The sequence below is a fragment of the Chloroflexota bacterium genome, assembly GCA_016219275.1.
Taxonomy (GTDB): domain Bacteria; phylum Chloroflexota; class Anaerolineae; order UBA4142; family UBA4142; genus JACRBM01.
In genome coordinates, this window is sequence record JACRBM010000016.1 from 82,638 (window position 1) to 96,752 (window position 14,115).

Genomic DNA, 14,115 nt, shown 5'->3' on the forward strand with positions numbered 1-14,115 from the left:
TTCTACGCTACCGGCAAATGCGCCGTGAAGGTCGTGCCTTGCCCGACCTGGCTTTCGACTGCGATCTTGCCGCCGTGCGCCACGATGATTTCTTTCGCGATGGATAGACCCAGCCCGGTGCCGCCCGCCACGCGCGCCTTGTCGCCGCGATAAAAACGCTCGAACAAGCGCGGCAGGTCTTCGGCGGGAATGCCAAAGCCGGTGTCCGCGACCACGAGTGTGACCCAGCGTTTTTGCGGCGGCGGCGTCGCGCGGCGACGGAACACACTGCTACCCACAACCGTCGGCTCGATTTCGACGCGCGCGCTTACGGTCACTGAACCGCCCGGGCGATTGTACTTGATCGCGTTGTCCACCAGATTCGTGACGACTTGCTCCAAACGACCTGGGTCGAAGGTGATCGGCGGCAACGCGTCCACGACGGTCACGACGGTCACGTTCGCGCTGTTCGCGCGCGGACGCAATCGCGCGACCCAGTTCGGCAGCGCCTCGGCAAGATTGATCGTTTCGCGCGCCAAGGTCATCTGTCCCGATTCGAGCCGCGCGAGCGTGAGCAATTCGCCGACAATGCGCGCCATCCGCCCGGTCTCATCGTAAATCGTTTGCGCCGCGCGTTGCGCGCCGACGATGTCTTGCACCGCGCCGTCGAGAATCGCCTGCGCGAATCCTTGGATCGAAGTGAGCGGCGTTTTCAATTCGTGTGAGACGTTCGCGACAAAATCCTTTTCCATCTGCCGCGCACTTTGCACTTGCGCCGCCATCGAATTGAAACTCGTCGCCAAGCGTCCAATTTCGTCGCCCCCCTTGATCGGCACGCGGTGTTCGTACTGCCCGCGCGCAATCGCTTCGGTCGCGTGCGTGAGACGCGAGATTGGACGCGCAATCGAACGCGCGAGGAGCAGCGCGGCGAGCAACGACACGATGAGCGTGATGATCCCGGCGATCAAAAGACTCGCGCCGATTTCGTCGAGCACATTGAAGAATCCGCGATCCGGCGCGGCGAGCGCGATGTAAACATTCTGCCCGCGCAGTTGTCCGATGGCGACCGCGGCGTAGAGAAGTTGGCGATTGAGCGCGCGCGCTTGGGTCGCGCCCCAGAAAAATCCTTTCGCGGCTTGGGCGCGTTCGAGCGGCGTCAACGCGATGGTGCGATTCGTCAGGTTATAATTGGCGTCGGCGAGCACCAAGCCCTTGTCGGTGACGAGGATCACATCGCCGACATCGCCGGCTTGCGGCTGGAGGCGCGTCAGAATGTCGCGCGGCGCAACATCGTTTTGCGCCATCGCCCGCGCCTGAAACGCGAGCGGCACGACCGCGTCGCCGAGCCGCGAGAGTTGCACCTGGCGTTGATAGTCGCGCAAAATAATCGCGAGACTCACGCCGAGAATCGCGAGCGTGAAGAGGATGATAAAAAGGTGCGTGAGAATCAGACGCGTGCGTAACGACATGACATTTCTGATTTCTGATTTCTGATTTTCGATTGCGCCGATTGCAAAATCAAAAATCAGAAATCGAAAATCGAAAATTCCTATCCGACTAGTTTGTAGCCAACCCCGCTGAACGTTTCGATCTGGGTTTTCGCGGTAGCGAGCTTTTTGCGGAGGTGCGCGACGTGAACATCCACGGTGCGCGTTTCGCCGGCGAAATCATAGCCCCACGCGATTTCGAGCAGGCGTTCGCGCGTGAGGACGATGCCGGGATTTTGCATCAAGACCGCGAGCAAATCGAATTCTTTCGTGCGGAGGACGACCGGCTTTTTGCCGACCGTCACTTCGCGGCGATCCATATCCAAGGTTACATCGCCAACCGTCAGGCGTTGCGTTTTCGGCGTCGGCGCGTAGCGGCGGAGGATCGCCTTGACGCGCGCGACGAGTTCGCGCGGGTTGAACGGCTTGGTCAAATAATCGTCCGCACCCAGTTCCAAGCCGACGATCTTGTCCACGTCTTGATCGCGCGCGGTGAGCATGATGATCGGCACGTCACTCTCTTGACGAATGCGCCGGCAGACTTCCCAGCCATCCATGCCTGGCAACATCAAATCGAGAACGATGAGGGCGGGTTTGATCGCGCGAAATTTGTCGAGTGCGACCTTGCCATCGTGCGCGGTCTCGATGGCGTACCCTTCTTTTTCCAGGTACAAGCGTTCGAGTTCGATGATATTTTTTTCGTCGTCTACCAACAGTAGGGTGGTCATTGGTTCATCTCCAATCTGGTTTGCGTTTGCATTATAAGATGGACGCGGGAGCAAGTCAAAGGTTATGTCGCGCCGGTTGTAAATTCACTGTAAATTGTTTCGGCGCGGAGTAGGGGCAAAGCATTTGCATAAAACGCTCTTGGGCAGATCGCTTTTCAAATGGAAACCAGCTTGTTCAAGACAATACCTTCACCAATTTATTCCTTCATCCGCGAATCTCGCGAATCTTCGCTAATATTGTTTTTTATTCGCGTGATTCGCGTGATTCGCGGATCAATTTATGATTTTGGCGAAGGTGTGGTCAAGAATCAAAGTATTGCAATTGCTTCGCCCCTACTTGCAATGCGCCCTTTCGCGCGATTCGATTTGACACTCGAAATTAAATCAGATATACTCTGCCCAGTGTTCGGCGCCGTGGCCAAGTGGCAAGGCAAGGGTCTGCAAAACCCTGATCAGCGGTCCAAATCCGCTCGGCGCCTCAAAGCAAAACCCGTCAGGTTTTCGCACCAGCGACCTGACGGGTTTGTTTTTGAGCAATCCAGAAACCAGGTTTCTTGGAGAAACCTGGTTTCTGGTGAACGACGCGCGGGCTTGTGTTTTTATTCGCGCACTCGCCGAACCAACAACCACGCGCCTATCGCGAAAAAGGCGAAACTCGCGACGGCAGTCGCAGAACCACCGACCACCGCCGCGGCGCGCGCATCGAGCGTGTCGGGCGGCTCGACGGAATCGTTCAGCGCGCCGCTCACCCGGCGCGGCGTGGGTGTGCGCGTGGCAGTATCACGCGGCGTCGTAGTGGGTCGCGGGGTCGCAGGGTTCGCTGAGGTAGCGCGCGTTGCGGTGGGGCGTTGCGTCGCGACCCGCGTGCGCGTGGGCGTCGGCGTGGGACCCAGATCGAGATCGCTCGCAAAACGCGGAACGATCGCGGGCATTCGATGCGCGCGACTGACCACGCCGATCACGCGCACGACCTGTCCACGCGGCAAACGCGGGAAACGCATTGGTGTCGTCGTGTCAATGTAAATCAATACCTCGCCACTGCCATCGTCGAGCACGCTCTCCAACGCTTGCGCGCTGACGACGCCTCCGCGTACGATCACGAGCGACCCCTCGACCGCTTTCGTAATTTCGCCGGTGAGGTACTGCATCGGTTTGACCGGCGGGCACGTGCCAATTGCTTGAATCGCGCGCGGGTCGCCGATTTCGACCGAGCGTTCCGTCGTGATGCCGGCTGTCGTGCCGCGCACGCCCACCGCGTCATGCAAGGCGAGCGCGGGAAATTCGCCGACGCGCGACGGCAGATAGATTCGCACACCACCCGTATCATCCTGGATGTAAATGTAGCGCGCCGAAAAAACTCCCGGCGGAACGGTGACGCATCCTTGCAACTCGACGTTCATCTCCGGCGCGACCGCGTGCGTCTCGGCAATCGAGAGGCGACCCAGGTCGCTCTTCTTTGGCGCGGGCGACGCGGACGCGGTCGGCGTTGGAATTGGTGTGTCGTCCGTCCAAATCGGCGCGGTGTACGCGGTGTTGCCGTCCGCTTGAGTCGCACGAACGAAATAATAATGCGACGACCCGCCGTCAACCAAAACAGTCCATGTCGCCGCCGTGCCCAATGCGTGCGTTTGAATGAGACGACCGTTGTCGTACAAATCCAGTCGCGTCGGCTCGGCATCGGGATCGCTGACGGTGATCGTAAACGAAAGGATCGGGATCGCGCGGATCGTTGAACCCATCCACGCGCCATTGCTTTGCAGTGTGAGCGCGAGGTTCGCGTCCTCGGTCGCGAACACGCGGCGCGCGCGCAATGCGTCGAGCACGTTCGCGCGCGTGAGCGCCGGCGCGACGATGCCGATGCGATGCGCCGAGTCGTTGCCCCAGTTCAAATCGTGATGATCGGAGTTGTTCGAGGGCGCGACGCGCCAACGCTTGGTCAAACCGGTGATGAAGGGCGCTTCAAACGTCGAGTACTGTCCGTGCGCGTTGTTGCCGACTTCGAGCAGCGCGATGGCATCGGCGGCGCTCGCGTTGTACGCGAGGTCGTCGAAATCGCCGCCGTATTTCCAGTTGGGATGATTCAACTGCGCGACGAGATTCGGTTGTCCGCCGAGCCACGCGAAAAATTTTTCGAGCGTATCGTAATTCGGATCGTCGCGCGAAACCCAGGTCGCGCTATTGAACACGTTGACGTGTCCCTTGGAACCGGTGTACTCGAAACCGCGTAACCCGACGAACGCGCCGTCCACCGTCACCGCATTCGCGGCATTTGTCATTTCGTTCCACTCTTCCGCCGTAAGCCAACTATCGTGATCGGTCAGACCGAAAAAGTGCAAACCATGTGCGCGTGCCGTGTCGAACGCCATCTGCGGCGGACCACTGCCGTCGCTCGCGGTTGAGTGTGAATGCAAATCGCCCCAGTAGGCGAACATGCCATTCGACAACGCGCGTCCAGGCATCGGCGCGGGCGGCGCAGGCGGTATGACGCGCGTTCCTGGGTTGGGCGCGTCGCGCAGAAAATCGAACGTCATGTGGTTGCGGTCTTGCGCGCCGTAGCGTTGCAACGATTTGGGCGCGGACGCGTTGGCATCGCCCGCGAGACCGACCGCCGCAAAATTTCCATTCTCCCACGCGACGGCATCCACGATTTGATCACCCGGTCCGAGCAACACCACTTCGTCACCCGAGTTCGAAAGCGCGATTGAACCGTTCGCCCACGCGCTGTACTTGGCGAGGTTCGGCACGGCGAGCGTATCGGTGAACGCGCCGGTCGTGGCGAGTTCGAAATCGGGATCGAAGCCAAAGCGCGCGCGAAACTGCGCCGCGTTCTTGGCGATGAGGAACAACTTGCCCGGCGCGAAGAGCGTGCTACTTGGAAACTGATACATACCTTCACTGCCGTCGCGCGTTTCCTCGTCGCCGATTTTATAAACGCCCAAGTCAACGGTCGCGGTCGTGGGATTGTAGATTTCGATAAATTCGTCGCCTTCGTCGCTCATCGTGCCGTCGTACAACACTTGAGTGATGAGGAGATTCACCGCCGTCGCGGTTGCCGTGGGCGTCGCGGTTGTTGTCGGCGTGAGTGTGAGCGTCGGCGTACTCGTCGGCGTGCGCGTGCGCGTTGGAGTGCGGGTGCGCGTCGAGGTGCGCGTTGCCGTGTTGGTCGCGGTGCGCGTTACAGTGGGCGTGTTGGTTGGAGTGCGTGTGGATGTGGACGTTCCAGTTCTAGTAGCGGTTGCAGTTGGAGTGCGCGTGGCGGTGGACGCGCTGGTTGGAGTGGCGGTTGCGGTCGAAGTGCGCGTGGAAGTGGACGTGCTGGTTGCGGTGTTTGTCGCGGTTGGTGTCTGCGATGGTGTTGATGTTGGTCCGGCTTGAGTATAGTACACGCGAATGGGAATCCAATCGAGCGAAATCGTACAGCCGGTTACGAGCCCCTGGGTTCGAACTCTAATGACAAGTGTGGTCGTAGAAATTTCGGTTGGCGTCCATGCGCGTCCCCAGGTGTCGGTCGCGTTTCCCAGGATCAACGCGCCTTGCGGATCGCTCGTGCCAAGCGTGCCAGTGCTCTTGATCGCGGTATAGGTCACGTCGTTATCCCAACTGAGTGAGAGGTCGAGTGATGCCGGGCACGTTCCGGCAGAACGCCACGCGTCCGCGCGTACCTCAATCCCAGTGATTGTCGCGTCGGAGGGTAACGCGAACGCGTAACCACGATAACGTTGCGTGGTATTGGTGCCGGCGCGCGCGGCGTAGTTCGTATCATCTGCGAATGCTCTCGTTGCGTTGGCAAACGTGGTATTGACCGCGACCGCAGGCGACACCCAGCCGGTGTCCGCCGCCCAAACGGGGGAGACAAACAGAACGAGGAAAAAACCGATGAAGCAAATTGCCCACAGCCACGCGCTGACGACCAAAATTCGGAGGCGGTTTCGCATTGCCGCGTCCTCCTTTCGATTGAGTTGTCATGCAAGAGACAATGAGCGAACGGAGGGCGCACGCATCAACGGGAGCGTCGCCCCGAAGAGCAATTGCTGAGGATTACGTTTGGGATACCTGGGTCAATGAATAAACGTGCTGAGGTAACACTGAGGAACTGGGACGATTATACCCAGATTTGCACAAGACGCAAATTGCCACCACCGCGCCGCAAGCAAAAGACCGCGCACACAAATTTTCTCCGGTCCGCCAGTAACACGCGATGTGTCGCCAAATATCAATTTTTCGCGCAGTATTGACAAAACGGTGTTTTAAGCGTATAATTTAGGAAAACGTTTTCCTCATTGTGACTTATGGCGACTGATATTAGAGGCATTGCCAAACATCTTGGGCTGTCCGTTTCGACGGTATCAAAAGCACTTAACGGCTACGATAGCGTGTCTGAAACGACACGTAAGCGGATTATCCAAGTTGCGCACAAATACAACTATTACCCGAGTCGTGCCGCGCGTAGTCTGCGGAGTAACAAAACTGAAAAAATTGGGCTCGTTTTGTATACACATACCCCGCTTTCCAATCGGTCGAGTGAATACTACTTTGAAGTCATTCGCGGCGCGGCAACCGCTGCGGAGAGTCAGGGCTATAACTTGATCCTCTACCTCACCGTGGGTAATCAGTTAGACCGCTTGATGAATGTCTGCCGCTCTCATGAAGTGGATTGTCTAATTCTAATGCTTGGCACCGGGGATTTGGATAGTCCAGTGAATTTGTTGAAAAAAGAAAAAATCCCCTTCATCGTCCTGAACAAGCATCCCAAACATGCGAATGTTGCATACGTTGTCTCCGACCATGTAAAAGGTGCGTATGATGCAGTAGAACATCTTATCAAATTGGGTCATCAACGGATTGCCTATATCGGGCGCGAGGATGACCCCGAAACCAGTGGTGACCGATTTGCCGGGTATTGCCAAGCCCTTCAAGGGCATGGCATCCCGCTTGATAATTCCCTGGTGGCATATGGTTCCTCTCAAGCGATGAGTGCATCTCGTGCGATGAAGGAACTATTAGAGCGATCACTTCATCCCACCGGTGTTTTTACATACAGCGATGGAATGGCAATCGAAGCGCTCCATGCCATTTCTGAATGTGGTCTAGTTGTTCCAAACGATATTTCATTGATTGGGTTCGATGATCTTCGCGCCTCATCGGTAGCCCTTCCACCATTGACTACCGTGCGCCAGCATCTCACCGAATTAGGGCGCCAAGCCATTGAAGCGCTCTTGCAACAATTAGAAGACAAACCTCAATTGCCCATTCAACGTACGATTCCAGTGGAATTGATTGTGCGACAATCCACTGCCAGCCCTCCTCCGTCATGAACAGCGCAGGTTGTTTCACAGAACCTTGATTTTTTTTACCCACTAAGGAAAACGTTTTCTTTAATTGAGTTGAGCCAGGAGGTGACATCCAAGACAAACACCAAAATTGAAACCGCATGGGTACGGAAAGAATTTGAATTCATAATTTGTCTCAAAGGAGGAGACGATGTTCCAACTCACCCGAATTCTACTGGTAATTGGATTGTTAGCCATCATTGCAGTGGCTTGCGCCCCGGCAAGCCCAACCGCGCCACCCCCGTCGGCGAAAGCGACCGACAAGCCGGTGGCGACCGGGGCAACGCAAGTTCCGGCACAACCCACCGCTGCACCCGCCACCAAGTCATCTGCCGGAGATGTTAAATTGACGGTGTGGTTCATGGGCGCGGATTTACCGGAACAGAAAGAGTTCAGTAAAATCACTGCCCAAAAATTCAAGGAAGTCACAGGCATCACCGTCGTCGCTGAAACGATCAGTTGGGGCGACGCGATCAAGAAAATCACGACGGCAGTTGCCGCGGGTGAAGGTCCCGATGTGACCATGCTCGGTAGCGGCGACGTCGCGTCCTTCTACCAAAACCTAGTGGATCTCACCGATGAGTTTGGCAAGACACTCCCGCCAACATCTGCATTCGTCGAGGGTGCATTTGACGGAAACACCTACAACAAGCACACCTATGCGATACCGTACATGGCGCAGATGCGTTCTCAAGCGTATCGCAAAGATCTCTGGAGTGAAGCCGGTCTTCCCAATGGTCCCACCACATGGGCGGAATTGCGCGAAGGCGCACTCAAAATCAAAAAGGCGCATCCCGAACTCGATTCGACCTTGGGCATGCGGGGTCAAGGCGTCGAGCAATATGCCGTTTCCATGATGTGGCAAAACTGCAGCGACATGATTTCGGAAGATGGAAAAAAGGCAACGTTCAATCATCCGAACAGTGTCGAAGCCATCCAGTACTTTGCCGAGATGGTCGCGAAAGATGGGACGTTTGGGCTGAAGAATTCCGAATGGGCGATTGCGGATGTGGGCGCGCGCTTTTGGGATGGTAAACTTGGCTGGACTTGGATCAGCAACACTTGGGTGCAGTACGGCAAGCCAGATCAGATTACCGCGATGCAACCCAAGGTTGGTTACATCCCTCCGCCCATCGGCAACAAGGGATGCCAACTCATGTTCAGCCCAATCAATGGGGCAGGCATCTTCAAGTGGACCAGACAGCCCGCCGCCGCGAAACAATGGTTGGCTTTTCTGTTGCAACCGGAAATGCAAGCGTTGTACTATAAACTTCTCGGACATCTGCCCGTAGTGACCAGTGCCTACGACCTGCCGGATGTCAAAGCGGGCGGCGCTACCAAGTGGTTGCCTTTCGCCAAGTACGGCAAACCATATACGCTCCATCCAGCGACCTCTGAAGTGGCGTTGTTGCTCGGCAAGATCATTCCTTCCATCTATGCCTCCGTTATTGATAAGAATTACAACGACACGACCGTCCAGAAGATCTTGGACGATCTGAACAAAAAAGCCCAGGAATCTATTGACAAGAACCCGCCACCGCCGGGCTTTAGCAACCCGTGGCCCAAGCCAGTGAAGTAGGTTGCTCTTTCACGATGCGTAAGGGTTGGCGACCAAGCCAGCCCTTACGCGAGTAGTGAAAAAGAGTCGTACTCCTCCAAAGATTTATCACCAAAGGAAATGGAGTGATATGGCAACGACAATAACACCTAATCTGAATCGAAAGAATGACTCGCGCGGGCGATTCTCAGGCGCGATGCGCCATAGGTGGCATCGCCACCGCCTTGCCTATGGTATGCTTCTGCCGGCAGTTATAGCGATGGTGATTGTTCTATTCGTTCCAATGCTTTGGGGTGTGCTGGTCAGTTTTCGCAGCTACAACAAATCTACGCTCAACTTGCCCATTTGGAATGTGCCCTTTGTCGCGATGGAAAATTACGCGCGCTCATTCGAGAACATGGATTTGGAATTCATGCGTTCCATGCAGGTGACGATTTCGTTTGTGATCATCACCTTGATATTGAGCGTCGTACTGGGCTTAGGCGCGGCGCTCGTGGGCAACAGCAAATTTCCTGGACAGATGATTTTCCGGGGAATTATGCTCATCCCCTTTATTTTGCCCGGCGTGGTTTCGCTCACCACATTTCGTTTTATGTTGTTGAGTGATGGCATTGTCAACAACATTTTATCCCAACTAGGAATTATCAAAGAGCCAATGTTTTGGCTGGTCGGAGCGAATTCTTTTTGGGCAATCATTATCGGTGCGGTCTGGTCGCGCTTTCCGCTTTTCTTTTTGACGTTCCTTGCCGCCCTCCAAACGATTCCCGCCGATTTATTTGAAGCGGCGGATATGGACGGTGCGAGCCGGTGGGAAAAATTTCGCTTTATCACTTTGCCCTACTTGCGCGGGATTGGCACGATCCTAATCTTGCTGACCGCACTCTGGGCATACAATAATTTCATGATCCCGTTCGTGATGCTTGGCGGTGGCTATTACCAAGTGCCGCCGCCCGCCGCACTGCTCTCAATCGACATCTTGCGAGAATCTTTTACCAATCTCAATTTTTCGTACGGCGCGGCGCAGTCGGTCATTATGACGATCTTGGCGCTCGGCTTCGTCGTCATCTACCTAGCTTGGACGCGCCCGCAGGAGATTGAAGGGGCGGTACAATCCGCTCCACGCGCGCATTCGTTTCTGAGTCTATTGGGCTTGGGCATCACTATCCTATCATTAGTTGGACTCGGCATCATCTTGGGCGACCACTTGCTCAAGATTGGGGGCGTACTTCTGGGCGTCGGCCTTATCGTTTTTGCAATTCGGCTAGTGCTTGCATTTGGTGAACGTCTAGCAGTCCGCGTCCTCAAATACCTGGGTCTGGGCTTTTTCCTCTTGCTTGTCCTGTTTCCGGTTTATTGGCTCGTCACTTGTTCGCTCAAGAGTGAATCGGAAATTCGTCAGGCGACCTGGTTCCCCGTCACGCTTGAATGGGGCAACTATGTGAAAGTGTGGGACCAGGCACCGCTCGGTCAGTTTTTCCTAAACAGTATCCTCGTTTCGGCGGCAGCGATGCTTCTGTCGGTGTTCTGCGCCACTCTCGCGGGTTATGCCTTTAGTCGTTTTCGTTTCCCAGGTCGCGATGCGTTTGGATTTGGGGTCTTGGTCGCACAGGCATTCCCTCACGTATTATTCTTGTTGCCCTACTTTTTGATCTTTTCGTTTCTCCAACGCACACCACTCTTTCGCGATGTGCTGGGCATCAAGTTCATCGGGCAAGATGTATACTGGGGCAACATCCTGCTTTTGATTCTCACGTATACGGCGTTTGTCTTGCCGTTTACGCTGTGGCTGATGCGCGGCTTTACCGATAGCATTCCGCGTGACCTCGAAGAATCCGCCGAGGTGGATGGGGCAAGCCGGATCCAGGCATTGTGGCGAATTATTTTGCCGTTGGCATTACCCGGCATTACGACGGTTGCGATTCTGGCTTTCAATTTGGGGTGGAACGAGGTGCTCTTCTCGTCCATCCTCACCAACCCCGCCACACGCACACTGGCATTGGGCATTCAGGATTATCGCACCGACCTGGATGTGCTGTGGGGTTTGACCATGGCGGCAGGTGTCTTGATTTCAGTGCCCGTGGTCGTTTTCTTTACGGCGCTCCAACGGTATATGGTTTCTGGCTTGACAGCCGGCGCCGTCAAGGGTTAATCACGCATCAACTACTTTGCATTCAAAAACAGTCAATGGGATTGAGGAGATCTATTGATGAAGTCACTCGTGCTGAGCGAATTGTCCATCGAGCAAAAAATTGGTCAGATGCTTTTGGCTAGACCACCCATCAACAAAAAAGACAAGGCGTATATCCATGCACTGATCAAGAACAAAGCTCTTGGTGGAATTCATGGTGCGGGAAGGTTCCGCCGATTTGATTCCGATCTGGAAGGCGACGAACGGGATGAAGTCAGGGAATACAATGAAATCGCCGATTACCCACTTTTGATTTGTGAAGACATGGAATTTGGATATTCTCGCGGAGAAATCCAGCTTCCTCCACCTTTGGCGATTGCCAGCACCGGCTCCGAAGAGATGGCTTATGAGTTTGCGAGAATTACGGCGATTGAAGCCAGGTCTGCTGGGTACAATACGGTGTTTGGTCCACTCATGGACATCGCGATGAATCCGCGTTCTTCGTGTCTGGGTCCCCGGACTTTTGGCAACAACAAAGAACTTGTTGCGCGCATGGCAACCGCCGCGGTCAAAGGTTATCAGGAGCACGGCATGGTGGTCACGGCTAAACATTACCCAGGATTTGGTGAGTCGCATGTAGATTCCCATCTTGGGATGGTTAATCTAAAAGGAGACGCGAAGAGTCTCATCGAAAGAGAACTCTATCCCTATATCCGGGCGATGCAGGAAGCCGACCTCTCTGGGGTGATGGTCGGTCATATCATGGTGCCCAAAATTGACAAACACTATCCGGCATCGCTGTCCCCGAAATTGGTTGGCTTGCTGCGGCAAATCGGCTTTAAGGGATTGATCATGACGGATTCGTTTTCAATGGTTGGGCTAACCAATCTATACGGAATGGAGGAATGTCATCGGTTAGCCCTGGCTGCCGGGAACGACATGGTGATGACGAATTACCGGATTGGGGCACAGACCGCTTATGAATATATGCTCAAGGCATACCGGGATGGGTGTATTTCTGAACAGCAAATTGACGCGGCAGTAACCCGAGTCATTGCCGCGCAGAATCGCACTTTGAAAAAGCCAACCCAGACGATGATTACGCAGAAAGAAAAAGATTTGGCGGCGGAAATGGCAAAACGCGCGATTACCGTGACGCTGAATCAGGTTGACAGTGCAGCAATTGATGTAAACAAAAAACATCTGTTTATTATTGAGCAGGGCAATCCTTTCATCCATCCCGAATCCGGAAAACTGTATTATGAAATGAATGGCTTGGATGTGGTGGTCAAATTACTGAAAGCAAAATTTGCCGATTCGGACTTTGTAAAGCTTGATGAATTTCCGAGCAAGGTTGAAATGGAGCATGTGCTGAATGTGACCATCCAGTACGACAGCATCATCATGGTTACGTTCAACAAATCACTGTCGTACATGGGATCATCCGATCTCACGAACAGACAACTGGCTTTCATGGAGGCAATTTCTCACAAGCTTTCGGCGGTGGTGTTATTCGGTAACCCTTATGCCGCGCGACAATTTATCCCAGTGCCCAGATTGATCTACGGATTTGACAATGCGCTTTGCCAGACCTACGCCGTAAAGACATTGGCTGGGGAGCATACACCCATTGGGTGCTTGCCGGTTCAAGTTCAAATGATGGTGAGCCAAGGAGAAGAAGGTGGGGTTACGCGCGGTCATATTTGATCTCGATGGAGTGATTACGGACACATCCCGATTTCATTATTTGTGTTGGAAAAAACTAGCCGACCGATACCATGTCCATTTCGATGAAACGTTCAACGAGCGCTTCAAGGGCGTATCCCGGAAAGATTGCGTCCGAATGCTCTTTCCTGAAATCAAAGACGGGGCACGACTGGACGAATTAGCGGATCAGAAGAATCGCTATTACGTGGAGATGATCCAGCAGATTACTCCGGCGGATTTGTTTGAAGGCACAAGGAAATTATTGCGTGAGTTGCACGATCACGGAATCAAAACGGCAATTGGATCAGCAAGCAAAAATACTGCCCTTGTGATGCAGAAGCTTGAAATCACGGATTTGTTCGATGCGGTGGCTGATGGAAGCCAAGTCGTACACAGCAAACCCGCGCCAGATGTTTTCGAGCTGTGCGCTCATAAGTTGAATGTGGCTTGTTCAGAGTGTCTCGTCCTCGAAGATGCCCAAGCGGGCATTCAAGCGGCGCTTGCTGCCGGCATGACCACCGTAGGTATTGGCTCAAGAGCATTATTGCCCGAAGCGGATTGGGTGGTCAAATCAGTCCGGGACTTGGATCTGGGTTTATTGAGCCACTTGGTTGGGGAAAACAAGAGATTCAAGGCGAAGGAAGAAACGTGAGCGAAACAAGTCGGCGAATCAGGTGGCGATCACCGGGTTGTGTGCCACTGGGCGTAAACTCATTTTTTAGAAAAAGCAATCCACGTCGTTTTCAGGCGTGGATTGTTATTTCTTAACTCAACATGACAGGAAGCGCATCCACGTTGGAAGTGTGGTTTCCCATTCCAATCACCAATCGTACGGTCAATGTAATGTGGAAACCGTGTGTTCTCTTGTGATTACTTGATAAAGGCGATTGTTCCTTCCAATTTCTAATGTTGAGCGCGATGCCGGCTTTGCATTTCGTACGCGCCTGCGGGTTCGCGGTAAAGCAGCAATTGCGCCGCCGCCGCGAACGATTTGGTAGTGCTTTTCCGTATCGTCTTGCCTTCGCAATCCGACTCACCGACAATTCCGTGGCACGCCCTCCCCAAATTCGTACTTGACACCGGGAAGAAAATCCAATATAATCAGAATATAAATACTACATTGAATATATATTCAATACTCTCCCCGCGCTCTCATAACTCCACATCTAAACGCAAATTGTACGCTTGGCAGAATTAT

At 54.3% G+C, this 14,115-nt stretch carries 8 protein-coding genes and 1 tRNA gene; 6 read left to right on the forward strand and 3 right to left on the reverse strand.

The annotated features are described in order from the left end of the window. Positions 1–2: 2 nt before the first annotated feature. Together HY868_02890 and HY868_02895 are read right to left on the reverse strand one after the other, a co-directional pair. Positions 3–1,448, reverse strand: a complete 1,446-nt coding sequence (locus HY868_02890; GenBank protein ID MBI5301057.1) for a HAMP domain-containing protein — start codon at positions 1,446–1,448, stop codon at positions 3–5. A gap of 80 nt (positions 1,449–1,528) precedes the next feature. After that, positions 1,529–2,194, reverse strand: coding sequence for a response regulator transcription factor (locus HY868_02895; GenBank protein ID MBI5301058.1), 666 nt, complete (start codon positions 2,192–2,194; stop codon positions 1,529–1,531). A gap of 408 nt (positions 2,195–2,602) precedes the next feature. Between HY868_02895 and HY868_02900 the strand changes: the two genes are divergently transcribed. Further along, a tRNA-Cys gene (locus tag HY868_02900) sits at positions 2,603–2,673 on the forward strand. A gap of 120 nt (positions 2,674–2,793) precedes the next feature. Here HY868_02900 and HY868_02905 read toward each other — a convergent pair. Beyond that, on the reverse strand, positions 2,794–6,129 hold the full coding sequence (locus tag HY868_02905) for a CehA/McbA family metallohydrolase (GenBank protein MBI5301059.1): 3,336 nt from the start codon (positions 6,127–6,129) through the stop codon (positions 2,794–2,796). Between the two features lie 354 nt (positions 6,130–6,483). Here HY868_02905 and HY868_02910 point away from each other — a divergent pair, with 354 nt between their 5' ends. The 5 genes from HY868_02910 (at position 6,484) to pgmB (ending at position 13,569) form a co-directional block, all read left to right on the forward strand. Next, a complete protein-coding gene (locus tag HY868_02910) occupies positions 6,484–7,509 on the forward strand; it encodes a LacI family DNA-binding transcriptional regulator (protein ID MBI5301060.1) in 1,026 nt (341 codons plus the stop codon). Positions 7,510–7,675: 166 nt separating this feature from the next. Continuing rightward, positions 7,676–9,103, forward strand: coding sequence for an extracellular solute-binding protein (locus HY868_02915; protein ID MBI5301061.1), 1,428 nt, complete (start codon positions 7,676–7,678; stop codon positions 9,101–9,103). A gap of 109 nt (positions 9,104–9,212) precedes the next feature. Then, the gene (locus tag HY868_02920; protein MBI5301062.1) at positions 9,213–11,231 is read left to right on the forward strand and encodes an ABC transporter permease subunit; all 2,019 of its coding nucleotides are present in this window, start codon (positions 9,213–9,215) and stop codon (positions 11,229–11,231) included. A 57-nt stretch (positions 11,232–11,288) separates the two neighbouring features. Then, complete coding sequence (locus tag HY868_02925; GenBank protein ID MBI5301063.1) at positions 11,289–12,917, forward strand: hypothetical protein; 1,629 nt, start codon at positions 11,289–11,291, stop codon at positions 12,915–12,917. Beyond that, positions 12,892–13,569, forward strand: a complete 678-nt coding sequence (gene pgmB, locus HY868_02930) for a beta-phosphoglucomutase (GenBank protein MBI5301064.1) — start codon at positions 12,892–12,894, stop codon at positions 13,567–13,569. Before HY868_02925 ends, pgmB begins: the two co-directional genes overlap by 26 nt. The last annotated feature ends 546 nt before the right edge of the window (positions 13,570–14,115 follow it).